This is a genomic window from Chromobacterium sphagni, assembly GCF_001855575.1.
Classification (GTDB): Bacteria; Pseudomonadota; Gammaproteobacteria; order Burkholderiales; family Chromobacteriaceae; genus Chromobacterium; species Chromobacterium sphagni.
The window spans coordinates 2496550-2519089 of the sequence record NZ_MKCS01000001.1; the positions used below are offsets into that span (position 1 = coordinate 2496550).

Consider the following 22540-nt stretch of genomic DNA (forward strand, 5'->3'; position numbering starts at 1 on the left):
GTTACTCTCCGATGAAGCTGGACTTTTCTTCCACGCGCAGGGAAGGATGGTTGAGGGATTCGATCACGAAGCGGATGGGGTGGCTGCCCTTGGTCGCGTATTGCGGGTCGGCCTCCACGTGCACGGTGACGGATTCGGTTTCGGTGGCGCCGACGCGCACTTCCGCCTGCTCCGCCTTGGCGCGGATGCCGGGCAGGCCATTGGCTGTGATGCTGAATCGCTGGCTTTGTTCCGTGGTGTTGATGATCTTGATGATGTAGGTGTTTTCCAGCCAGCCCTCGTCGGTTTCGCGCACCAGCGAGGCGCGGTCGCGGATGATGTCCACCTTGAATGGCTTGCGCAGCGCCAGAGAGGTGACGGCAGCGCTGAACACGATGGCCAGCACCAGGACGTACATCACCACCCGCGGCCGCCTTAGCCGAGACGGAATGTCCTTTTCCGGATACTTGCCTTCCAGCGCGTTCTCGGTGGTGTAGCGGATCAGGCCGCGCGGGTAATTCATCTTGTCCATCACGTCGTCGCAGGCGTCGATGCAGGCGGCGCAGCCTATGCATTCGTATTGCAGACCGTTGCGGATGTCGATGCCGACCGGGCATACCTGCACGCAGATGCTGCAGTTGATGCAATCGCCAAGGCCCAGCTCTTTCGGGTCGGCGCCCTTCTTGCGCGCGCCGCGCGCCTCGCCGCGGGCTTCGTCATAGGAAATGATCAGGGTGTCGGCGTCGAACATCACGCTCTGAAAGCGGGCGTACGGGCACATGTACTTGCACACCTGCTCGCGCATGAATACCGCGAACAGATAGGTGAAACCACCGTAGAAGAACATCCAGAAGGTTTCCCACGGACCGTAGCCGAAGCTGGGGATGGCCGCCACCAGGCTGCGTATCGGCGTGAAATAGCCGACCAGGGTGAAGCCGGTCCACAGGCTGAAGGCCAGCATCAGCGCGTGCTTGGTGGTTTTCAGCCTGAGCTTGGCCAGGCTCATCGGAGCGGCATCCAGCTTGATGCGCTTGCCGCGGTCGCCTTCCACCCATTGTTCTATCCACAGCATGATCTCGGTGTACACCGTCTGCGGACAGGAATAGCCGCACCACAGCCGGCCGGCGATGGTGGTCCAGGTGAACAGTCCGAAGGCGCAGCACATCAGCAGCGCAGCCAGGTAGACAAAGTCCTGCGGCCAGACGGTGAGGCCGAACAGGTAGAACTTACGGTTCACCATGTCGAAGAACACCGCCTGGCGGCCGTTCCATTGTAGCCATGGCAGGCCAAGGTACAGCAGCTGGGTGGCGACCACGAACAGGATGCGGAAATTGTTGAACAGGCCCTTGACCGCGCGCGGGTAGATTTTCCGCTGCGATTCGTACAGCGGGACGGTTACCGTGTCCTTGCCCTGGTTTTCAACCTTGATCGGAATTTTCTTCAACGAGTCTGACATATCGTTTTCCTGAAGAAGATTTGGCGAAACTCACCTGGCGATGGGTTCTGCCAAAGCCTCTGGCGGGTGGGGCGGGAGAGCGGAGAGCGCCGCCCGCCAGAGCGGGCGGCGCAAAGGCCGGCCTTACTGTTCAGCCTTGGGGTTGTTGGACAGGCTCCAGACGTAGGCGGCCAGCAGATGGACCTTGCCTTCGCCCAGGAAGTCTTTCCAGGCCGGCATCTGGTTGTTGCGGCCGTTGGTGATGGTTTCGATGATGGTCTTCTCGGTGCCGCCGTACAGCCAGCTGCCGGAGGGGTGGGTCAGATTGGGCGCGCCCAGTTGCTGATTGCCCTTGCCGTCCGGGCCGTGACAGGCCGAGCACAGCGTGGCGAAGGTTTCCTTGCCGCGGCTGGCGCGTTCGGCGTCGAACTTGCGCGTTTTGGCGGAAATCGACAGCACATAGTTGGCCACGTCCTTGACCTTCTCCTCGCCCAGCACCGCGCCCCAGGCCGGCATCTGGCCGTGGCGGCCGTGCAGGATGGTGGTCTTGATGGTGTTGGGCTCGCCGCCGTACAGCCAGTCGTGGTTGACCAGGTTGGGGAAGCCCTTGGCGCCGCGCGCGTCGGCGCCGTGGCACTGCACGCAGTAGGTCTGGAACAGGCGCTTGCCCATTTCCTGTGCCTGGGAATCGGCGGCCACCGTCTTCAGGTCCTGCTTCAGGTACTTGTCGTACAGCGGCTGGTACTTGGCTTCGGCCTTGCTGCGCTCCACCTTGTACTGGTCGATGGAGGTCCAGCCGAACAGGCCCTTGAAGTTGCCCAGTCCCGGGTACAGCACCAGGTAGATGATGGCGATCAGCAGCGTGAGGTAGAACATCAGCATCCACCAGAACGGCAGCGGATTGTTGTACTCGGCCAGATCGCCGTCCCATACGTGGCCGGTGATCTCGACTTCCTCCCCTTTCTTGACCGTGGTCTTGGACTGGGTGAATACCAGCAGAGTGAGCCAGACGAGGCCGCCCAGCACGATCACGGAAATCCAGATGCTCCAGAAGTCACTCAGGTATTGATTCATTTTCTTGCTCCGTTGGAAGCCTGCTCTTTTCCGGCTTCCTGCACCTTGTCGTCGTCAAGGAAAGGCAGGTTGGCTGCCTCCTCATAGCGGCCTTTGGAGCGTTTGCTGTAGGCGATGATCAGCACCACGATGAAGAACGCGAAGCAGACCACGGTGAACAGCGAACGTCCTAACGTAACCCAGTCCATGGCTCAGCGCACATTCTTCAGCGCAAGGCCCAGGCCTTGCAGGTAAGCGACCAGCGCATCCATTTCGGATTTGCCTTCGATTTGGGCCTTGGCCTCGGCGATTTCCTTATCGCTGTACGGCACGCCCACCTTGCGCAGCGCTTCCATCTTCAGCGGCATCACATCGGCGTCGACCAGGTTCTTGGCCAGCCACGGGAAGGCGGGCATGTTCGATTCCGGCACCACGTCGCGCGGATTGGTCAGGTGCACGCGGTGCCATTCGTCGGAGTAGCGGCCGCCGACTCGGGCGAGGTCGGGGCCGGTGCGCTTGGAGCCCCATTGGAACGGGTGGTCGTACACCGATTCGCCGGCTACCGAGTAATGGCCGTAGCGTTCGGTTTCAGCGCGGAACGGGCGGATCATCTGCGAGTGGCAGTTGTAGCAGCCTTCGCGCACGTAGATGTCGCGGCCGGCCAGCTGCAGCGCGGTGTAGGGCTTGACGCCGGCAACCGGCTCGGTGACCGATTTCTGGAAGGCCAGTGGCAGGATTTCCACCAGGCCGGCCACGCTCACCACCAGCAGGGTGAGCACGATCAGCCAGCCCACGTGTTCTTCTATCAGTTTCTGGATTTTGTCCATGATTGTGTCTTTCGCCCCCTCAGTGCGCTTGTGCGGAAATGGCCGGAATCTTGGCGTCCACCGCGCGGCCGGAGGATACGGTGCGGAAGGTGTTGTAGGCCATAAGCAACATGCCGGACAGGTACAGGGCGCCGCCGATGAAGCGCACGAAGTGGTAGGGATAGGTGGCTTTCACCGCTTCGACGAAGGCGTAGGTCAGCGTGCCGTCCGGGTTCAGAGCGCGCCACATCAGGCCCTGGGTGACGCCGGAGATCCACAGCGCGGCGATGTACAGCACCACGCCGACGGTGGCCAGCCAGAAGTGCGCCTCGATCAGCTTGACGCTGTGCATGGTGTCGCGGCCGAACAGGCGCGGGATCAGGTAGTACATGGAGCCGATGGTGATGAAGCCCACCCAGCCCAGCGCGCCGGAGTGCACGTGGCCTATGGTCCAGTCGGTGTAGTGGGACAGCGCGTTGACGGTCTTGATCGACATCATCGGACCTTCAAAGGTGGACATGCCGTAGAACGACAGCGACACCACCAGGAACTTCAGCACCGGGTCGGTGCGCAGTTTGTGCCATGCGCCGGACAACGTCATGATGCCGTTGATCATGCCGCCCCAAGACGGCGCCAGCAGCACCAGGGAGAACACCATGCCGACCGATTGGGTCCAGTCCGGCAGGGCGGTGTAATGCAGGTGGTGCGGGCCAGCCCACATATAGGTGAAGATCAGCGCCCAGAAGTGCACCACGGACAGGCGGTAGGAATACACCGGACGGCCTGCCTGCTTGGGAACGAAGTAGTACATCATGCCGAGGAAGGCGGCGGTCAGGAAGAAGCCCACGGCGTTGTGGCCGTACCACCATTGCACCATGGCGTCGACGGCGCCGGAGTAGACCGAGTAGGATTTCCACAGCGTCACCGGCACGAAAGCGGAGTTGACGATGTGCAACAGCGCCACCGCCAGGATGAAGGCACCGTAGAACCAGTTTGCCACATAGATGTGCTTGACCTTGCGGATGGCGATGGTGCCGAAAAACACGATTGCGTACACCACCCAGGTGACGGCGATCAGCAGCTTGATCGGCCATTCCAGCTCGGCGTACTCCTTGCCGAAGGTGAAGCCCAGCGGCAGGGTGATGGCGGCTAGCACGATGACCAGCTGCCAGGCCCAGAAGGTGAAGGCTGCCAGCTTGTCGGAAATCAGGCGGACGTTACAGGTGCGCTGCACTACATAATAGGAAGTGGCGAACAGGCCGCAGCCGCCAAAGGCGAAGATGACTGCGTTGGTGTGCAGCGGGCGCAGACGGCCAAAGTGGAACCACGGCCCGAAATTGAGCTCGGGCCATACCAGCTGGGCCGCAATGATGACGCCCACCAACATGCCGACTATGCCCCAAACAACGGTCATGATGGCAAATTGGCGCACCACCTTATAGTTATAAGTGGATTGCGTTTCCATTTAAGGTTTTCTCCAAGGTTGCTAACTCAGAACATGACAAACCATGGCGGCTTGAACTTTCTTTTTGCATCCCAATCTGCAGAATCAGGTAGCAAGCCGCGGGGAACCGATCTATTAGAAGTTGAACCAGGTGCTTGACCTGTACTGATAGGCTTTGATGTCTGTATTAGCATTTCGCCAGCCTTTCCGACAGCACCAAATTTCCACTCGAACAATGCCGTTATTCTAAATCAATTGCCATTTGCGAGCCAGTTGCATAGCCGGCATGGATCGGTTCCTGCATGTCTTTACTTGCGATACTTCAAGGGTAGCAACGCGAACAGTTCATGTTGCCACTCATGCAATTGTATTGGCCTATCGGCAACGCTCCTTGATATGGATCAATGCGGCACAAGTGACGCCGCGAAATCCGCGGTAATGCTAGAATCATCAAGTTTTGCAACGCTTGCAGGCCGATCATGACCCAGTCCCTACCCGTGCATTATTCGCTGCTCCCCGTTTCGCCGGAGGCGCATGTATTTGAAGTCAGCCTCACCGTGACACACCCGGCCAAGAACGGCCAGGTGTTTTTTTTGCCGACGTGGATTCCCGGCAGTTATATGATCCGCGAGTTCTCCAAGCACATCATCAACTTGTCCGCCAGCTCGGCCGGCAAGCCGGTGGAGGTGCGGCAGCTGGCGAAAAACCGCTGGCAGGCGGCGCCGGTCAAAGGCGACTTGACGCTCAGCTACCAGGTGTATGCCTATGATTTGTCGGTGCGCGGCGCCTATCTGGACGGCGAGCGCGGCTTCTTCAACGGCACCAGCGTGTTCCTGGCGGCAGAGGGCTACGAGAACGACGTCTGCAGCGTCGACATCCACGCGCCGGAAGGAAAGTCTTATGCGGATTGGAAAGTGGCCACCAGCCTGCCCGCCGCGGACGTCAAGAAGAAGTCCGGCTTCGGCCGCTACCAGGCGTCCTGCTACGACGAGCTGATAGACCATCCGGTGGAACTGGGCGATTTCCAAAAGGTCAGCTTCAAGGCTTGCGGCGTGCCGCACGATTTCGTCGTCTCCGGCCGTTTCCAGGGCGATCTCAAGCGTCTGGCCGAAGACACCAGGAAAATCTGCGAATACCAGATCGAAATGTTCGGCAAACCGGCGCCGTTCGACCATTACGTGTTCATGCTGTTCGTTGGCAAGGATGTCTACGGCGGGCTGGAGCACCGCGCGTCCACCGCCCTGGTGGCCAACCGCGACGACCTGCCGGCGGCGGGCGTCGCCGAGATCAGCGACGGCTATCTGAAGCTGCTGGGCCTGATCAGCCACGAATACTTCCACAGCTGGAACGTCAAGCGGATGAAGCCGGCGGCGTTCGCGCCGTACGACCTGAATCAGGAGGGCCATACCCGCCTGCTGTGGGCGTTCGAGGGCATCACCTCCTATTACGACGACCTGGCGCTGGTGCGCAGCGGCCTGATAGACGAGAAGCGCTACCTGGGCCTGCTGGCGGAAACCATCACCGGCGTGCAACGCGGCGCGGGTAGACTGAAGCAGACGCTGGAGCAATCCAGCTTCGAAGCCTGGACCAAGTACTACCGCCAGGACGAGAACAGCCCCAACAGCATCGTCAGCTATTACACCAAGGGCTCGCTGGCGGCGCTGGCGCTGGACTTGCTGATCCGCCGCGACAGCGAGGGCAAACAGTCGCTGGACGACGTGATGCGCGCGCTGTGGGCCAAATGGCTGGCCGACGGCAAGGGTCTGGAAGAGGATGAGTGGGAAAAGATCGCCATCGAGACCACCGGCCTCAAGCTCAAACCCTTCTTCGACCTGGCGCTGCGCTCCACCCAGGAGCTGCCGCTGGCCGAGTTGCTGCAAAGCCAGGGCGTGGAGTTGAAATTTGAAGCCGGGCAGGGCGCGTCCGACCGCGGCGGCGTGGTGGACGCCTTCGCCGGCAAGCCGGCGCCGCTGAGCCTGGGCGCCAAAACCGTTGCGGACGCTTCCGGCGTCAAGCTGACGCAGGTGTTCGACGGCGGCGCCGCGCAGAAGGCCGGCCTGTCCGGCGGCGACGTGGTGGTGGCGCTGGACCGGCTGCGCGCGCATGACCTGGACAAGCAGCTGGCGCGCTACGCCGCCGGCGACAAGGTGAAGTTGCACGCCTTCCGCCGCGACGAGCTGTTGACGCTGGAGCTGACGCTGCAGGCTGCCGATGCCGATACCTGCCGCCTCAAGCTGCAGCCGCAAGGCGGCAAGTGGATCGCCGGCCGCTGAGGCCGGAATCAAGAATAAACGCATGCGGCGCCATGGCCGGCGCCGCAAGGTCTATCAAAGAGACCGGCGGGGACGCCGGCCCAAAGGAGGTTTCATGGCCCAGCAGCCAGAAGTGAAGTATCGCAAGGACTATCAGGCTCCGGCCTTTCTGATCGACCGCGTCGATCTGGTGTTCGATATCGAGGACAGCGCCACCCGCGTGCATTCGCGGCTAGTGATCACCCGCAACGGCCAGTCGCAGGCCGCCGATCTGACGCTGGAGGGAAGCGCCCGGCTGCTGAGCGTCACGCTGGACGGCGACCGTCTGGACGACAGCCGCTACGGCCTGGCCGACGACGTGCTGACCGTGCGCAGCGCGCCGGATAGCTTCATCCTGGAAATCGAGACCGAGCTGGATCCTGCGGCCAATACCAGCCTGATGGGGCTGTACGCTTCCAGCGGCAACCTGTTCACCCAGTGCGAGCCGGAAGGCTTCCGCAAGATCACCTACTATCTCGACCGTCCGGACGTGATGGCCAAGTTCACCACCACCATCAAGGCCGACAGGCAGAAGTACCCGGTGCTGCTGTCCAACGGCAACAAGGTAGGCGAAGGCATGGTGGACAAGAAGCGCCACTGGGTTAAATGGGTGGACCCGTATCGCAAGCCGGCCTATCTGTTCGCGCTGGTGGCGGGCAAGCTGGTGGCCTTGAAGGACAAGTTCACCACCATGCGCGGCCGCGAGGTTCAACTGGAAATCTGGACCGAACCTGCGGATCAGGACAAGACCCTGCACGCGATGGAGTCGGTCAAGCACTCGATGAAGTGGGACGAGGAGCGCTTTGGCCTGGAGTACGACCTCGACATCTACATGATCGTGGCGGTCGGCGACTTCAATATGGGCGCGATGGAGAACAAGGGCCTCAACATTTTCAACACCAAGTATGTGCTGGCGCGGCAGGACACCGCCACCGACACCGACTTCGAAGGCATCGAGCGGGTGATCGGCCACGAATACTTCCACAACTGGACCGGCAACCGCGTCACCTGCCGCGACTGGTTCCAGCTGAGTCTGAAGGAAGGCCTGACCGTCTACCGCGATCAGGAATTCGGCGCCGACATGAACAGCCGCGCGGTCAAGCGCATCGAGGACGTCAAAGGTCTGCGCGCCAGCCAGTTTCCGGAGGACGCCGGCCCGACCGCGCACCCGATCCGCCCGGACAGCTATATCGAGATGAACAACTTCTACACCATGACCGTGTACGAGAAGGGCGCGGAAGTGGTGCGGATGTACGAAACCCTGCTGGGCCGCGACGGCTTCCGCAAGGGCATGGACCTGTACTTCAAGCGCCACGACGGCCATGCCGTCACCTGCGACGACTTCCGCGCCGCAATGGCCGACGCCAACGACGCCGATCTGACGCAGTTCGCGCTGTGGTACAGCCAGGCCGGCACGCCGCGCCTGGCCGTGAGCTCCAGCTACAGCCCGGTGGAGCGCAGCTACACCCTGACCGTCAAGCAAAGCTGCCCGGCCACGCCGGGGCAGGAGCACAAGCTGCCGTTCCACATTCCGCTGGCGCTGGGCCTGGTGGGCGCCGACGGCAAGGACCTGCCGCTGCGCCTGGAGGGCGAGGCCGAGGCAGCGGGCGCTTCGCGCGTGCTGAACGTCAAGGCCGCAGAGCAGAGCTTCACCTTCGTCGACATTCCGGCCGAGCCGGTGCCGTCGCTGCTGCGCGGCTTCTCCGCCCCGGTCAAGCTGGAGTACGACTGGCGCGACGACCAGCTGGTGTTCCTGATGGCCAACGACAGCGACAGTTTCTGCCGCTGGGAGGCCGGCCAGACCTTCGCCGAGCGCCTGTTCAAGCAACTGATCGCCGATGCCGGCGCCGGCCGCGAGCTGAAGCTGTCGGAAACCTTCGTCGCCGCCTTCCGCGCGGTGCTGAAGGACCATGCCGCCGATCCGGCCTTCAAGGCGCTGATGTTGACGCTGCCGACCGAGGCGGAAATCCTGGAAATGGTCGACGCGGCCGATCCGGCCATCATCCACCGCGTGCGCGACTTTGTGCTGGACCAGCTGGCGCAGGCCTTGCGCGGCGAATGGCGCGAGGCATATGAAATGAACCTCACTCGCGACTACAAGCCGCAGGAGGCAGGCAAGCGCAGCCTGAAAAACCGCGCGCTGTGGATGCTGAACCGCCTCGACGACGCCTGGCCGGCCGAGATGGCGGCCAAGCAGTGCCTGGAGGCGGACAATATGACCGACCAGATGGGCGCGCTGCTGGCGCTGCGCGACCGCGACGGCGAAGAGCGCGACGAGTGCTTCACCGCTTTCGCTTCGCGCTGGCAGAACGATGCGCTGGTGCTGGACAAGTTTTTCGGCCTGATCGGCGGCAGCCAGCTGCCAGGGACGCTGCAGCATGTGCAGGCGGCGTTGCAGCATCCGGCTTTCAGCATGAAGAACCCCAACAAGGTGCGTTCGCTGCTTGGTGCCTTCGGTGGCAATATGGCTTATTTCCATGCTGCCGACGGCAGCGGCTACCGCTTCCTGGCCGACCGCATCCTGGAGCTGGACGCGATCAACCCGCAGGGCGCCAGCGGCCTCACCCGCGCCTTCCGTCGCCTGAAAAAGCTGGAGCCGGGCCGCCAGGCGCTGATGCGCGCCGAGCTGCAGCGGATGGAGCAGGCCGAGCTGTCCAAAGACGTCTACGAGATCGTGTCCAAGATTCTGGCCTGATCTTAAGGTTATGGATGGCGACATGAAAAACGCGCCGGCTTGCCGGCGCGTTTTTTGTTGCCGCAATGGCGTGGCGGCGTTTATTCGATGCGCAGCCGTCGACCGGTTCCGCCGTTGCGTTTCTTCGGCAGGGTCAGATTCAGCACGCCGTTATCGAATCTCGCCGCCGCGGTCTCGCGGTCGATGTCCTGCGGTAGCTGGAAGCTGCGCGACACCATGCCGTAGTAGCGTTCGCTGCGCAGCGGCCGCTGCTCCTGAAGGTCCTGATCGAATTGTTTGACCTCGGCCTTGATGGTGACCAGCGCGCCGTCGATTTCGACTTGGATGTCCTCCTTGCCGACACCGGGCAGTTCGGCCGCGACCTGATAAGCCTGTTCGGTCTCCTTGATGTCCATCTTGATCTGCGCCGGCAGCGCGTCGCCATGCAGCGGCTTGACGAGGAAACCGGGGGTGAAGTCGCGGAAAATCTCGTCAAACAGACTGTGTCGGGTGGGCAGCATGTTCATCTCAATCTCCTTTCAGTTCATCGGCTTACGGCGGGTTTGCCGTCCCGTTTACGGAGATAGGGGCTGGCCGCGCCGGATTCAAGAGGCGGCGGCGGCCGGATTTGATCGAGGTCAATTCAGCCGCGCAACCACAGCCCGGCGAAGTCGGTCCAGCCGTTGCCGCCCAGTTGCAGTCCCGCCAGTTGCGGGCTGGCGTCGTGGCCCAGCGTTTCGTGCGATAGCGGCAGCATCCAGCCCTCCCTAACCAGCCAGTCTCCGGCGCGGCGGTACCCATCCTGGCGCGCGGCGCAGTCTGGCTCGGCCTGCAGGCTGTGCATTTGCGCGCGCAGGCGGGCCAAGGTCGTTTCCGCCAGGCCAAGCGACAGCGTGCAGCAGCCGCTCAGCCATTCGAACATGCCGAAGTCGCGGTCATCGTGCAGCAGCTCGCTGCACAGGATCAGGTCGGCCTGAGAGGACCAGGCGGCGGGGGCGAAGAACTCGCGCCGCGGCAGGCAGCGGATGTCCAGCGTAATGCCCAGCAGAGACAGCCGTTCGGCCAGCGCGGCGGCCAGCGGCGGGAAGCAGGGCAGGTCGTAATGGAACAGCGTCAGCGTCCGGGCTGGCAGACGGGGCGGCTGGTGCGCCGCCGGGCGCGGGTGGGCCCAGCCTGGTTGCAGGCCGTGCGCTGGCGCGCGGTCGGCGTTGGCGGCCACTGGATGCGGCGAGGCGAGGAAGCTCATCAGCGGCAGACGCTGGCGGTCGGGTATGCGCGGGCTGCCGGGGCGCAGCAGCAAGTAGGTGCAGGCCGATTGCAGCATGGTGGCGCCGCGCTGGTTGCCGTATTCCAGCCGCAGGTGGAAGCCCTGTTCGGCCGGAGGGGGGATGATCCATAGCTCTATCGCATCCAGCAGCGCTCGCTGGCGATAGTGTTGCTCGAAGGCGGCCAGCCTTAGCCGCTGCGGGCTGTGCAGCTCGACGCGGAACGGGCCGCTGCCCACTGGCATGCGCGCGAAGTCGGCGCCGCGCCGCAGCGGCACGATGGAGGCGTTGGCGGAGGCTAGCCGCTGCGGCCACAGGTAGTCCGCCTCGGTCAGGCGGCAACTGAACGACAAGGCATCGTCGATGCCGATGTCGCGCAGGTGGGCGTAAAGCGGGTGGCAGGGGTTGTCGGAGCGCTTGAGCCGCAGCAGGCTGGCGGCGGCGGTTTCCGCGTCCAGCGGGGAGCCATCGTGGAAGCGCAGGCCGGGGCGCAGCCAGAAGCGCCAATGCCTGCCAGCGGCATCGCTTTCCCAGTGGTGGGCCAGCGCCGGCCGCAGTTCCCGGCCCTGCTTGTCGTGGCGGCACAGCCGATCGAAGATCTGCCGCACCAGGTGGGCCTCCAGTCGGGAGTTGACCTGCTGCGGGTCCAGCGTCAGCGGCGCGTGCGGAATCGGAATGCGCAGGCTGCGGCCGCTGTCGCTGGCGCCCAGGTGCAGGGGCATGCTGGCCAGCAATTGTTCCTGCCTGACCGGCGGCAAGCGCGAAAACGCCTGCTCCAGCTGGCCTTGTGCCAGCATCCGCTGCAATTGCTGCCAGTCCAGCTGATCGGGGCTTTGCAGCAGTTGCAGGGTGGAGTGGTGGCCGCGCCCGCGGCCGGCCTGCCAGGCAAGCCAGCCCCGTTCACGCATCCGCGCCAGCTGCAGCCGGGCATTGCGTTCGCTGCATTGCCAAAGCGCCGCCAGCTGCGGCAGGCCGGGTTGGGCCGGCGCGCCGCCGAAGTTTTGGTACAGCAGCTGGTATTGTTGTTGCAGGCGCATGGCGGTCTCGAAATAAAAGCGGAAGTATTTATTGTGGATTATATCCATTTTTACATTCCGCTTTTTCGGCAATACTCCATGCGTTGCTTTTATCTTCAAGGTGTTGCCGTGTCATTACGTTCCCCGGTGCTGCGCCGCGTGCTGCTGTCGTCTTTTCTGTTGTCGCTGTCGCGGGCGGTGATCTCCCCTTTGCTGGTGCTGACGCTGGGCAAGCAACTGCAGCTGTCGCTGCAGGCTACCGGCACGCTGTTGGCTGCGGTGCTGCTGGTCTCGGCGCTATTGGGCCTGTACGGCGGCTATTGGCTGGACCGGCTGCCGCGCGGGCCGGCGCTGGGGGCGGCGGCGGTATTGATGGCAATAGGCAGCCTGCTGCTGCCGTACGGCCACAGTTTCTGGCTGGTGACTGCCGCGCTGGCGGCGGGAGAGCTGGCGATGGTGGTGTACGGCATAGCGGTGAAGGCCATCTTGAGCGATCTGGCGGCGGAGGAACAGCGCAGCAAGGCGTTTTCCATGCGCTACACGCTGGCCAATGTCGCCTGGGCGCTGGGGCCGATGCTGTGCAGCGGCCTGTTGTCATGGCGCGAGCTGGCGCCGTTCTGGCTGGGAGGGCTGCTGGCGCTGGCCGGTTGGTTGGCGCAGCCGCGGCTGCCGGATGCCGGGCGCGATCCGTCCGCGATGCCGGAGGGCTTTGCCGCCACGCTGCGCACGCTGGGCGGCGACCGGGTGCTGGTGTGGTTCACAGTCAGCAGCCTGTGCGCCAATGTGGTATATGGCCGTTTTTCCAGTTATCTGCCGCTGTACCTGCTGACGCGGATGGGGGAGAGCGAGGCGATGCGCTGGATGTCGGTGCTGATCAGCTGCAACGCCATCGTGGTGGTGGTGCTGCAGTATCCGCTGGGGCGGCTGCTGAAGCCTAAGCGTTTGCTGCGCGCCATCATCGGCGGCTTCCTGCTGATCGGCGCCGGCATGCTGTGGCTGGGCTGGGCGGACAGCTTGCCCATGATGTGCGCGGCGATCGCCTTGTTCACCCTGGGGGAAATCGTTTTGGTGCCGGCCGAGTATTTGTACATCGACGCCATTGCGCCGGAAGCGTTGAAAGGCAGCTATTACGGTGCGCAAAACCTGGCCACGCTGGGCAGCGCGTTGGGACCGGCGCTGGTGGGCGTGCTGTTGGCGCACGGACCATCGATGCTGGTGTTTGCCGCCATGGCCTTGTTGTGTCTGGTTGGCGTCGGGCTGGCGGTTTACAGCGAGCGGCTGCGTTTGCAACGGCGGCAGGCCGTCGGCGCGCGCGGCGCTTCCGTCTTGCCGGGTTCTTTGTCATGATCAAGCGTTTGCTTGAATCGCCGCGCAGACGGCGACGGCATGACCCAGCGAGGAGAGCATGGAGAAACTGCAGCAAGATCTGTTTGTGCCGGTGGGCGACGGCGAACAGCTGTACCTGAAGCGTGTTTGCGGCCGCCGGGGTGGCGAGCCGGTGCTGATGGTGCATGGGGTGATGGCCAATGGGCGCACCTTTTATACCGAATCCGGCAAGGGGCTGGCGCATTACCTGGCCGATGCCGGCTACGACGTGTACGTGGCCGACCTGCGTGGCCGGGGCCGCAGCACTCCCAAGATCAGCCGCGCCTCGCGCCATGGCCAGACCGAAACCATCTGCGAGGACCTGCCGGCGCTGCACGCCTTCATCCAGAGGCGCAGCGGCAGCCAGAAGCTGCACTGGATCGCCCATTCCTGGGGCGGCGTGCACATGACGAGCTGCCTGGTGCGCTTTCCGGAGATCGCGGCCGAGGTGGCCAGCCTGGTCTATTTCGGCACCAAGCGCAGCGTGCGGGTGAGCAACCTGAACAAGTTGGTCGAGGTGGATTTCATGTGGAACATCGCCTCGCGCTGGCTGATCCGCGCCTGCGGCTACCTGCCGGCGCGCCGCATCCGGCTGGGCGCCGACGACGAGAGCGACAAGAGCCATCTGCAAAGCATGCTGTGGGCGCAGCCCAGGCCCTGGGTGGATAGCGACGACGGCTTCGACTACGCCGCCGCCGCGCGCGCCAGCCGCCTGCCGCCGGCCTTGTACTTCGCCGCTGCCAACGACCCCTGCCGCGGCCATCCGGACGATGTGCGCCGCTTCCGTGACGAGTCCGGTCCGCATGTGTCCTGCCTGCATCTGCTGTCGCGCCGCGCCGGCCATCTGCACGACTACAACCACGTGTCGCTGCTGACTCACCCGGACGCGCCGCGCGACCATTTCCCCTTGGCGCTGGACTGGCTGGCCGGACGGCGCGACAAAGTGGCGGAGAACTATTGACGGCGCGCCGGAAACTAGTCGGCCGCGGCCGAGGTCCATCGCCATTCGATCTTTAAACAAGACAAGGTGGCGTTGAATGATGTTCCGCATGGTTCGCTCCGACGATATCGACACCCTGTTCGAGGTGCGCGCCGCCACGCGCGAAAACGCGCTCAGCCGCGAGCAACTGGCTGCGCTGGGGATTACCGCGCAAGGCATGGCCGAGGCGCTGGACTCAGGAGCGGTGAAAGGCTGGGTTTGCCTGGCGGCGGAGCGCATCGTCGGCTTCTGCCTGGCCGACATCGGTGCCGGCGAAATCCTGGTGCTAGCGGTGTTGCCGCAGCATGAGGGACGCGGGGCGGGCAAGGGCCTGCTGCAGCGGACGATAGCCGCCGTTTGCAAAGATCGGGTGTGGCTGGCGGCCAATCCCGACCCTGCCGGCCGCGCCCACGGCTTCTACCGCGCCTGTGGCTTCCTGCCGAATGGCGAGCGGGATGAGCATGGCGACGAAATCCTGGTCTACCGCGCGCAGCTGTCCGCTTGAGCACCCGCCTGCCGGAAGTTTGACGCCGCGCATTCGCCTTGCGGCGCGGCTTGTGGTAGAAAGCGTCAGCCCGTTTTTTTAGCGCGACCATCATGACCCAGTTGCAATTCGATCTCGACGCCGTACTCGACACCCTGGCCGAAAAAGGCTGGGTCGTTATTCCGCAAGCGCTGCCCGGCGAGCTGGCGCGCAATCTGCGCGAAGCCTGCCTGCAAGTGTGGGATGAGGGACGCTTCCATCAGGCGGCAACAGGCCGCGCCGGGGGCCAGGCGCGCCGCGCCGAGATCCGTTCCGATTCCGTGTTGTGGCTGGATCAGGTGGCGGAGCTGCCGGCCGTGCGGGCCTACCATTCGGCGATGGATGAAATCATGCAGGCGGTGAACCGCGGCCTGTACCTGGGCCTGGCCGAGCTGGAGTCGCACTTCGCCGTCTATCCGCAAGGCGCTTTCTATAAAAAGCATCTGGACCGCTTCCAGGACGACGACGCGCGCATGCTGAGCACGGTGTTCTACCTCAACGAAAACTGGCCGGCGGACAGCGGCGGCCAGATACGCCTGTATCTGGACGGCGATTGCGGCGAGCATGTCGATGTGGAACCGGAAGCCGGCACGCTGGTGCTGTTCCTTGCCGACCGTTTCTGGCATGAAGTGCTGCCGGCGCGCCGGCAGCGGCTGTCGGTCACCGGCTGGTACCGCCGCGGCAGCCTGCCGTGGTAGCGGTTCAGCGCTGAGCCAGTCGGGCCTGGCGCGCCAATAGCGCCGCCCAGCCCGGATCGTCGGCGCTGTTGTCCTTCAGGGCGATGCCGGTTTGCGCGCCGCGCGCGGCGGCGATCAGCCAGGCCAGCTTGAACGCCGCCAGCGGATAGGGCAGGCCATCCGGCCGCACATTGGAGATGCAGTTGCGCTCGGCGTCGCTGCGGCCCACCCGTGGTGCGCCGGTCAGGTACAGCCCCAGGCTGTCGGGCGAACTCAGGCCCGGCCGCTCGCCTATCAGCATCACAGTCATCTTCGCCTCAAGGCATTCCCCGGCCTCGTCGGCCAGCGCCACCCGCGCCTCGCGCGCAAGCAGCAGCGGACCGATCTGCAAATCCATTTCCTTCAGCCGCGGCAGCAGCTCCATCAGCAGCGGCCGCGCATGCTGGGCGGCGGCGCGCGAGGACAGGCCGTCGGCCAGGACCAGCAGCAGGTCGCAGCCCTTGCGCGTTTCCGCCAGCAACCGCTCGCGGCTGACGGCGTCCAGCCGGCGGCCCAAGTCCGGTCGTTGCAGGTATTCGGCGCGGTTGACGGCGGCGCTGTGGACCAGCAGCACGCGGTGGCCATCCGCCTGGAGCTGGCGCGCCAGTTCGGCGTCGTCCAGCGGGGTGTGCACCGCGTCGCGCGCCTGGGCGTGGGCCAGCGCGAAGCGCAGCGTCTCGCGGCTGGGGAGGCTGCTGCCGGCGCGGCCCAACGCGATGCGGGCGGCGGTGAGGGACGAGAACTCGCTCCAGCCGTCTTCCGTCACGATATGCTTGTCGGGCTGGCTCATAGGGTCTCCATCATCGCCAGCAGCTTCTGCTGGCGGGTTTGCGGCAACAGCCGGCCATGGCGGGTGATCTCCATCGCCTCCAGCCAGTCGTCGAACTCCGGCGCGCGTTTCAGGCCCATGAGCTGGCGCAGGTAGAGCGCGTCGTGGAATGAGGTGCTCTGGTAGCCCAGCATGATGTCGTCGGCGCCGGGCACGCCGATGATGAAGTGCACGCCGGCCGCGCCCAGCATGGTCAGCAGGGTGTCCATGTCATCCTGGTCGGCTTCGGCGTGGTTGGTGTAGCAGATGTCGCAGCCCATGGGCAGGCCCAGCAGCTTGCCGCAGAAATGGTCTTCCAGGCCGGCGCGGATGATCTGCTTGCCGTTGTACAGGTATTCCGGGCCGATGAAGCCGACCACGGTGTTGACCAGCAAGGGCGAGAAGCGGCGCGCCACCGCGTAGGCGCGCGCCTCGCAGGTCTGCTGGTCCACGTCCCAGTGGGCGCCCGCCGACAGCGCGCTGCCCTGGCCGGTTTCGAAATACATCACGTTGTCGCCCACGCCGCCGCGTTTCAATTCCAGGGCGGCCTGATGCGCCTCGTCTAGCAGCGCCAGGCTGACGCCGAAGCCGGCATTGGCTTTTTCGGTGCCGGCCACCGACTGGAACACCAGGTCCACCGGCGCGCCCTGGCGGATCAGCTGCAGCGTGGTGGTGACGTGGGTGAGCACGCAGCTCTGGGTGGGTATCGCGTAGCGCTGGCGGACTTCGTCCAGCAGCGCCAGCAGCTGGTGGATGGCCTGCGGGCTGTCGCCTGCCGGATTGATGCCCACCACCGCGTCGCCGGCGCCGTACAGCAGGCCATCCAGCATGGCGGCGGCGATGGCGCGCGGATCGTCTGCCGGGTGGTTGGGTTGCAGCCGCACTCCCATATGGCGGGGCAGGCCCTGGGTGTTGCGAAAGGCGGTGACCACCCGGCATTTCTTCGCCGCCAGCACCAGGTCCTGATTGCGCATCAGCTTGGATGCGGCCGCCGCCATTTCCGGGGTCAGTCCCGGCGCCAGCGCGGCCAGGCTGTCGGCGTTGGCGGCGTCGGACAGCAGCCAGTCGCGCAGACCGCCGACGGTGAGGTGGGAGACGGCGGCGAAGGCGGCCGTGTCATGGCTGTCCAGGATCAGCCGGGTGACTTCGTCTTCCTCGTAGGGGATCAGCGCCTCGTTGAGGAAAACCGTCAGCGGCAGCTCGGCCAGGCACATCTGCGCCGCCACCCGCTCCTCGGCGCTGGCGGCGGCGACGCCGGCCAGTTGGTCGCCGGAGCGCAGCGGGCTGGCGCGCGCCATCAGGGTTTTCAGGTCGGCGAAGCGGTAACGGCGCGGTCCTATGGTGATGGCGTGGCTCATGTCGGCGCTCGTGCGGATTGGGAGGCCGGGGCCGCCGCGGCGTCCGCCGGCCCCTCCAGCATGGCGTCGCCGTCCGCCGCCGCGCGCTGCTTGCCGGTCAGCAGGAAATAGGCGAAGCCCAGCAACAGCGTAACAGCAAAAACCGCGGCCAGCAGCTGGTTGTTGTAGGCCATGGCCAGCAGGCAGACCATGGCGCAGATCAACGCCAGCGCCGGCAGCCACTTGGGCAGGTGGCCGGCGCGCGCGAGTGCGAAGATCTGCCGCGAATAGCCGATGATGATGCCGTGAAACGACGCCACCAAGCCGAACAGCCCCAGCCATACCAGCATGTGCAGCCAGCCGCTGTGCTTGCCCACTATCATCTTCATCGCCTGCGGCAGCGGGTCGTTGATATCGGCCAGCCTGCTCCAGTCGCCGGTGCCGCCGGGGTGCGGGATGGCGGTGGTCAGCTCGGTGAAACGGAAAATGAAGGCGGCGTGCATCCGCGCCACGAACCGCGAAGTACAGAGAAAGCCCAGCGTGCCGGCGGCGACCCCGCCGTAGCTCCAGCCGAAGTATTCGCCGGATATCACCAACCCCACCGCGATGCCCGATAACGGCCAGCCGCCCAGCTTGCGGGCCAATGCTTGTGTCGATGCGTTGATGGCTTTTCCTGTGCGTTTGTTATCCTTGCCGGAGTGGAAGGGCGGATATGCCGCATCGCTTGAGTATGCAAAAAAAATGCCAGCCTTGCCGGCAGATTTGCCGATCCGCAGGCCGCCATCGCCTGATTCCGGTGCATGGCCGGCAAGGGCATGCACCGCGATGGGCCGTGCTAGAATCGATTGCAATACGCAATGGAGCAGGGGAAAAGCAGATGTCTGGCAATAGCATGGGGCGCTTGTTCACGGTAACTTCTTTCGGCGAGAGCCATGGGCCGGCGATAGGCTGCGTGGTGGATGGCTGCCCTCCGGGGCTGGCGCTGTCCGAGGCCGACATACAACTGGAGTTGGACCGGCGCAAGCCCGGCACCAGCCGCCACGTGACCCAGCGCCGCGAGCCGGACACGGTGGAAATCCTGTCCGGGGTGTACGAGGGCAAGACCACCGGCACGCCGATCGCGCTGTTGATCCGCAACACCGACCAGCGCAGCAAGGACTACGGCAATATCGCCGACACTTTCCGTCCCGGCCACGCCGACTACTGCTACTGGCATAAGTATGGGGTGCGCGATCCGCGCGGCGGCGGCCGCTCGTCGGCGCGTGAAACCGCGGTGCGGGTGGCGGCTGGCGCCATCGCCAGGAAATGGCTGAACGAGAAGCACGGCATCGTGATCCGCGGCCACATGACGCAGATCGGCGAAGTGGCCATTCCGTTCACCAGCTGGGAGCACACCAATCAGAACCCTTTCTTCGCCGCCGACGCCGACATCGTGCCGCGGCTGGAGGAGTATATGGACAGCATCCGCAAGAGCCTGGATTCGATAGGCGCGCGGCTGCGCGTGGTCGCCGACAACGTGCCGGTGGGCTGGGGCGAGCCGGTGTTCGACCGCCTGGACGCCGACATCGCCTACGCGATGATGAGCATCAACGCGGTGAAGGGCGTGGAGATCGGCGCCGGCTTCGGCTGCGTGGCGCAGCGCGGCAGCGAGCATGGCGATGAGCTGACGCCCGAGGGCTTCGCCAGCAACCACGCCGGCGGGATGCTGGGAGGCATCTCAACCGGCCAGCAGATCGACGTTTCCATCGCCATCAAGCCCACCTCGTCCATCGCTCAGCCGCGCCGCTCGATCAACAAGCAGGGCGAGGCGGTGACGATGGAAACCCACGGCCGCCACGACCCCTGCGTCGGCATCCGCGCCACGCCGATCGCCGAGGCGATGCTGGCGCTGGTGCTGATCGACCATGCTTTGCGCCACCGCGCGCAATGCGGCGATGTGCGGGTGGAAACGCCCAGAATTGCTGGGCATATCGGCTAGAATTTATAGATACCGGCCGGAAATCGCCCAGGCCTGTTCGAGATAGGATGGCACCATGCTGAAAAGTCTGATTGATGGCTTGGCCGGACGCCTGAAGAAAACGGCGACAGACGAAGCGGTCCAGGGGCCTGAGGTCAAGCCGGAAAGAGTCCTAGTGGCGCTGCCGGAGCCGGAGGAGGTGCCGACCGACCTGCCGGCGACCCTGGGCTTCGTTTCGCACCAGCCGGTGATGGACCGGCAGCAGAGGGTGGTGGCCTACGACTTCTTCGTGCGCCAGGGCAAGCGCAATATCGAGGCGGGCAAGCAGCAGGAATTCGACCGCTTGCTGTTGTCGACGCTGCAGAACATGGACGTGTTCCGGCTGCTGGCCTATCGCCGCGCTTTCGTCCATATCGCGATGACCTCGCTGGACGAGCCTCTGCTGCGCCAGATGCCGGCGGGCAGCGTGATATTCGTGCTGGAGGTGGTGCCCGGGGTGATCGTGGCCGAACACATGCTGACGCAGCTTGATCATCTGCAGAAGCTGGGGCTGCGCTTCGCGGTGGAGCCGGCGTCCTACGATCAGTCCATCCTCAGCCCGGCCTTGCAGGCCGACCTGTTCAGCCGGGTGGACTTCATGGTGCTGGACTTCGCCGGGCCGTCCACCCGGGTGCTGGCCCCCATACTCGATCAATTGCCCAAGCGTTATCCGGGCGCGCGCTGGATGGCGCGCAATGTCGGCACCGCCGAAGACCTGGATGTCTGCCTGCGCGCGCCGGGTCATAACCGTTTCGCCTTGTTCCACGGCCCTTTCGTCACCACCGCCCACGCGCTGGAGGGCGGCAAGGTGGACACCAGCCAGACCCGCGTGCTGCAGATCATGCGGCTATTGCGCACCAATGCAGATCCGAAGGAGGTCGAGGCGCAGTTCAAGCTGGATTCGGTGCTGTTGTTCAAGTTGCTGCGCTTCATCAACTCCCCGGTCCACGGCTTGTCGCGCAAGGTGCAGACCATAGAGGAAACCCTGCTGCTGCTGGGCAGGGAAACCCTGTTCAAATGGTTGTCCATGTTGTTGTTCACCTCGCGCAAGGAGGATGGCACCGCCGTCTCGCTGCTGGAAAAGTCGCTGATCCGCGCCCGCTTCATGGAAAAGCTGGGCGGCTATCGCGGCAACAAGCTGGAGTCGGAGCACCTGTTCCTCACCGGCATGTTTTCCTTGCTGGACGTGCTGCTCAACATTCCCTTCCCCGATGTGCTGGACCCGATGGAGCTGCCGCTGACGGTCCGGGAGGCGGTGGTGGAGCACAAGGGCATCTTCGCCTCCCATCTGTCGCTGGCTCTGGCCTGCGAGCACGGCGACAACGTGCAGATAGAGGCGCTGGTCAGGGTGCTGGATTTCGATCTGGAGCTGGCCAACCAGTACTATCTGGATTCGGTGGTGTGGGCGCAGGTGGTGCTGCGCGAGAGCGAAGTCCACAATAACGTCGAGGCGATCTGACGCCTGGCCGGCGCGCGTCCCGGCGCCCGCGTTCCTTCCAGGCTTGCCTGCCGCCCGATTTGCCGGGACTGGACAGCCGCCATCTTCCTTCGTCTCCTCCGCGCTTGTACAAATACCTAGCGGCCGGCATCCGGCGGGAAGAGGCCCTTTCCTTGTGTATGCTGCAAGAAGGCCCCTTCTCCGGGTGATCCCATGCCGACCGTTTTCCTTCCACCCCTGCGCGGGGCGCAGCGCCAGCAAATTGAAGTGCGGTCCCGCAGCGCGCTGGAGGCTTGCGGATCGACGCTGCGCTTCGACTTGCATTTTCCCGGGCACTGGCGGGCGCCGTCGGGACGCAATCCTTGCGCGGCGGCGATGGAGCAGGAGGTGCTGGACTGGTTTGCCGGCTTGGGGTGCACTGCGGCGGAGCTGGAGCGGGTTCAGGGTTTCTCCGTGAGCAATTACGTCGGCCAGCCCTTTCCGCGCTTATCTCGGGAACGGACCCTGCTGGTGGGAAAATTCATGGCGATGTGGCTGTTATGGGACGACATCCAGGTGGAGAGGTTGCAGCGGATGTGGTCCCACGGCTTGCCCGATCCCGACTCGCCGGCGCAGATGTCGCGTTTCGACCGTGGTTGGGGGCAGCTGTTCGCCGATCTGGCCCGCCGCCGCAGTGCCGGCTGGATGCGCGCGCTCAACCAGGGCATGGCAGACTGGTGCCGGGCGGCGACGCGGGAGGCCAATGTGATGCGGCAGTGGCATGGCTTGGGCCGGTTGCCGGATTTTTCCGCGCAGCTGGAGTTGCGCATCGCCACCATAGGCATGTATGTCGCGCTGCGTTTGCTGGAGGACGCCTGCGATCAGGAATTCCCCGACAGTTTCCACGCCCGGCCGGCGGTGCGCCATCTGGCCAGATTGTCCAATCTGCTGGTCGGCCTCGGCAGCGACCTGTTCAGCCTGGGCAAGGATCTGGCCGGCGGGCAGATCAATTTGGTGCTGGCGCTGACGCAAGGCCAGGGCCTGAGCGCGGAGGAGGCCATACGCCGGCTGTTGGAGCTGCATCGCCAGGCGATCGGCGAGTACGATGCGCTGGCGGATGAAGCCGAGGCGCTGCCGGGCGTTGCCGCGGCGGATGTCCGCCGTTGGCTGGACGACATCCGCTACGCCACGCTGGGCCTGACGCTGTGGGAGTCGCAATCGCCGCGCTGCCGCGAGCATGCGGTGTGGATAGACGGCCGCAAGATGGCGCTGGATCTGGTCTGGCGCGAAACCGCCTGACTGCCCGTTCTCGCTTCCCGGCGTTGCCGGACTCGTGTGTTACCATTTGGCACGCATGCCGGATGGCCTTCCCTTCGCCCGCTGATGGTTTCCCTGGATGGCACTCTTTCGGACATGCATGCCTGGCTTGATGCATG

General features: G+C 64.6%; 19 protein-coding genes. 9 read left to right on the forward strand and 10 right to left on the reverse strand.

The window, feature by feature from the left end:
* Position 1: 1 nt before the first annotated feature.
* From ccoG to ccoN, 5 genes are all read right to left on the reverse strand, one after another.
* The gene (gene ccoG / locus BI347_RS11785; RefSeq protein WP_071112744.1) at positions 2 to 1435 is read right to left on the reverse strand and encodes a cytochrome c oxidase accessory protein CcoG; all 1434 of its coding nucleotides are present in this window, start codon (positions 1433 to 1435) and stop codon (positions 2 to 4) included.
* A 123-nt stretch (positions 1436 to 1558) separates the two neighbouring features.
* Positions 1559 to 2488 carry a cytochrome-c oxidase, cbb3-type subunit III gene (ccoP, locus tag BI347_RS11790; RefSeq protein WP_071112745.1) on the reverse strand — a complete coding sequence of 310 codons (930 nt, stop codon included), beginning with the start codon at positions 2486 to 2488 and terminating at the stop codon, positions 1559 to 1561.
* Positions 2485 to 2676, reverse strand: a complete 192-nt coding sequence (locus BI347_RS11795) for a cbb3-type cytochrome oxidase subunit 3 (protein WP_071112746.1) — start codon at positions 2674 to 2676, stop codon at positions 2485 to 2487. The genes ccoP and BI347_RS11795 overlap by 4 nt, the downstream gene beginning before the upstream one ends.
* Positions 2677 to 2679: 3 nt before the next feature.
* Entirely contained in the window at positions 2680 to 3294 is a 615-nt protein-coding gene (gene ccoO / locus BI347_RS11800; protein WP_071112747.1) for a cytochrome-c oxidase, cbb3-type subunit II, read from the reverse strand.
* Between the two features lie 19 nt (positions 3295 to 3313).
* Positions 3314 to 4738, reverse strand: a complete 1425-nt coding sequence (gene ccoN, locus BI347_RS11805; protein ID WP_071112748.1) for a cytochrome-c oxidase, cbb3-type subunit I — start codon at positions 4736 to 4738, stop codon at positions 3314 to 3316.
* 458 nt (positions 4739 to 5196) lie between these two features.
* On the opposite strand from ccoN, the gene BI347_RS11810 reads away from it, so the two are divergent.
* On the forward strand, positions 5197 to 6990 hold the full coding sequence (locus BI347_RS11810; RefSeq protein WP_071112749.1) for a M61 family metallopeptidase: 1794 nt from the start codon (positions 5197 to 5199) through the stop codon (positions 6988 to 6990).
* A 94-nt stretch (positions 6991 to 7084) separates the two neighbouring features.
* Positions 7085 to 9703, forward strand: coding sequence for an aminopeptidase N (gene pepN / locus BI347_RS11815; RefSeq protein ID WP_071115928.1), 2619 nt, complete (start codon positions 7085 to 7087; stop codon positions 9701 to 9703).
* 80 nt (positions 9704 to 9783) lie between these two features.
* Here the strand turns inward: pepN and BI347_RS11820 are convergent, their stop codons facing one another.
* Together BI347_RS11820 and BI347_RS11825 are read right to left on the reverse strand one after the other, a co-directional pair.
* Positions 9784 to 10209, reverse strand: coding sequence for an Hsp20/alpha crystallin family protein (locus BI347_RS11820; protein ID WP_071112751.1), 426 nt, complete (start codon positions 10207 to 10209; stop codon positions 9784 to 9786).
* 116 nt (positions 10210 to 10325) lie between these two features.
* Entirely contained in the window at positions 10326 to 12032 is a 1707-nt protein-coding gene (locus BI347_RS11825; RefSeq protein WP_071115929.1) for an ABC transporter substrate-binding protein, read from the reverse strand.
* Between the two features lie 60 nt (positions 12033 to 12092).
* Here BI347_RS11825 and BI347_RS11830 point away from each other — a divergent pair, with 60 nt between their 5' ends.
* The 4 genes from BI347_RS11830 (at position 12093) to BI347_RS11845 (ending at position 15528) form a co-directional block, all read left to right on the forward strand.
* Positions 12093 to 13310 carry an MFS transporter gene (locus tag BI347_RS11830; protein ID WP_071115930.1) on the forward strand — a complete coding sequence of 406 codons (1218 nt, stop codon included), beginning with the start codon at positions 12093 to 12095 and terminating at the stop codon, positions 13308 to 13310.
* A 58-nt stretch (positions 13311 to 13368) separates the two neighbouring features.
* Complete coding sequence (locus BI347_RS11835; RefSeq protein WP_071115931.1) at positions 13369 to 14289, forward strand: alpha/beta fold hydrolase; 921 nt, start codon at positions 13369 to 13371, stop codon at positions 14287 to 14289.
* A gap of 88 nt (positions 14290 to 14377) precedes the next feature.
* The gene (locus tag BI347_RS11840; RefSeq protein WP_204378033.1) at positions 14378 to 14812 is read left to right on the forward strand and encodes a GNAT family N-acetyltransferase; all 435 of its coding nucleotides are present in this window, start codon (positions 14378 to 14380) and stop codon (positions 14810 to 14812) included.
* A 92-nt stretch (positions 14813 to 14904) separates the two neighbouring features.
* The gene (locus BI347_RS11845) at positions 14905 to 15528 is read left to right on the forward strand and encodes a 2OG-Fe(II) oxygenase (protein ID WP_071112756.1); all 624 of its coding nucleotides are present in this window, start codon (positions 14905 to 14907) and stop codon (positions 15526 to 15528) included.
* Between the two features lie 4 nt (positions 15529 to 15532).
* Here the strand turns inward: BI347_RS11845 and eutC are convergent, their stop codons facing one another.
* Genes eutC through BI347_RS11860 form a run of 3 tightly spaced genes read right to left on the reverse strand, consistent with a single transcriptional unit; the run spans position 15533 to position 18335 of the window.
* The gene (gene eutC / locus BI347_RS11850; protein ID WP_071115932.1) at positions 15533 to 16336 is read right to left on the reverse strand and encodes an ethanolamine ammonia-lyase subunit EutC; all 804 of its coding nucleotides are present in this window, start codon (positions 16334 to 16336) and stop codon (positions 15533 to 15535) included.
* A complete protein-coding gene (locus BI347_RS11855) occupies positions 16333 to 17712 on the reverse strand; it encodes an ethanolamine ammonia-lyase subunit EutB (protein ID WP_071112758.1) in 1380 nt (459 codons plus the stop codon). Before BI347_RS11855 ends, eutC begins: the two co-directional genes overlap by 4 nt.
* Positions 17709 to 18335: a permease gene (locus tag BI347_RS11860; protein WP_071115933.1), complete on the reverse strand. Its 627-nt coding sequence runs from the start codon at positions 18333 to 18335 to the stop codon at positions 17709 to 17711. Before BI347_RS11860 ends, BI347_RS11855 begins: the two co-directional genes overlap by 4 nt.
* Positions 18336 to 18568: 233 nt before the next feature.
* On the opposite strand from BI347_RS11860, the gene aroC reads away from it, so the two are divergent.
* The 3 genes from aroC (at position 18569) to BI347_RS11875 (ending at position 22403) form a co-directional block, all read left to right on the forward strand.
* Positions 18569 to 19669: a chorismate synthase gene (gene aroC, locus BI347_RS11865; RefSeq protein ID WP_071115934.1), complete on the forward strand. Its 1101-nt coding sequence runs from the start codon at positions 18569 to 18571 to the stop codon at positions 19667 to 19669.
* 55 nt (positions 19670 to 19724) lie between these two features.
* On the forward strand, positions 19725 to 21146 hold the full coding sequence (locus tag BI347_RS11870; RefSeq protein WP_071112761.1) for an EAL and HDOD domain-containing protein: 1422 nt from the start codon (positions 19725 to 19727) through the stop codon (positions 21144 to 21146).
* Positions 21147 to 21392: 246 nt separating this feature from the next.
* Positions 21393 to 22403 carry a terpene synthase family protein gene (locus BI347_RS11875; RefSeq protein ID WP_071115935.1) on the forward strand — a complete coding sequence of 337 codons (1011 nt, stop codon included), beginning with the start codon at positions 21393 to 21395 and terminating at the stop codon, positions 22401 to 22403.
* Positions 22404 to 22540 lie beyond the last annotated feature (137 nt).

Excerpts from the sequence above, each read along its gene's own strand:
- ccoG (WP_071112744.1), bottom strand. The coding sequence starts at position 1,435 with ATGTCAGACTCGTTGAAGAAAATTCCGATCAAGGTTGAAAACCAGGGC.
- ccoP (WP_071112745.1), bottom strand. The coding sequence starts at position 2,488 with ATGAATCAATACCTGAGTGACTTCTGGAGCATCTGGATTTCCGTGATC.
- BI347_RS11795 (WP_071112746.1), bottom strand. The coding sequence starts at position 2,676 with ATGGACTGGGTTACGTTAGGACGTTCGCTGTTCACCGTGGTCTGCTTC.
- ccoO (WP_071112747.1), bottom strand. The coding sequence starts at position 3,294 with ATGGACAAAATCCAGAAACTGATAGAAGAACACGTGGGCTGGCTGATC.
- ccoN (WP_071112748.1), bottom strand. The coding sequence starts at position 4,738 with ATGGAAACGCAATCCACTTATAACTATAAGGTGGTGCGCCAATTTGCC.
- BI347_RS11810 (WP_071112749.1), top strand. The coding sequence starts at position 5,197 with ATGACCCAGTCCCTACCCGTGCATTATTCGCTGCTCCCCGTTTCGCCG.
- pepN (WP_071115928.1), top strand. The coding sequence starts at position 7,085 with ATGGCCCAGCAGCCAGAAGTGAAGTATCGCAAGGACTATCAGGCTCCG.
- BI347_RS11820 (WP_071112751.1), bottom strand. The coding sequence starts at position 10,209 with ATGAACATGCTGCCCACCCGACACAGTCTGTTTGACGAGATTTTCCGC.
- BI347_RS11825 (WP_071115929.1), bottom strand. The coding sequence starts at position 12,032 with ATGGATATAATCCACAATAAATACTTCCGCTTTTATTTCGAGACCGCC.
- BI347_RS11835 (WP_071115931.1), top strand. The coding sequence starts at position 13,369 with ATGGAGAAACTGCAGCAAGATCTGTTTGTGCCGGTGGGCGACGGCGAA.
- BI347_RS11840 (WP_204378033.1), top strand. The coding sequence starts at position 14,378 with ATGGTTCGCTCCGACGATATCGACACCCTGTTCGAGGTGCGCGCCGCC.
- BI347_RS11845 (WP_071112756.1), top strand. The coding sequence starts at position 14,905 with ATGACCCAGTTGCAATTCGATCTCGACGCCGTACTCGACACCCTGGCC.
- eutC (WP_071115932.1), bottom strand. The coding sequence starts at position 16,336 with ATGAGCCAGCCCGACAAGCATATCGTGACGGAAGACGGCTGGAGCGAG.
- BI347_RS11855 (WP_071112758.1), bottom strand. The coding sequence starts at position 17,712 with ATGAGCCACGCCATCACCATAGGACCGCGCCGTTACCGCTTCGCCGAC.
- aroC (WP_071115934.1), top strand. The coding sequence starts at position 18,569 with ATGTCTGGCAATAGCATGGGGCGCTTGTTCACGGTAACTTCTTTCGGC.
- BI347_RS11870 (WP_071112761.1), top strand. The coding sequence starts at position 19,725 with ATGCTGAAAAGTCTGATTGATGGCTTGGCCGGACGCCTGAAGAAAACG.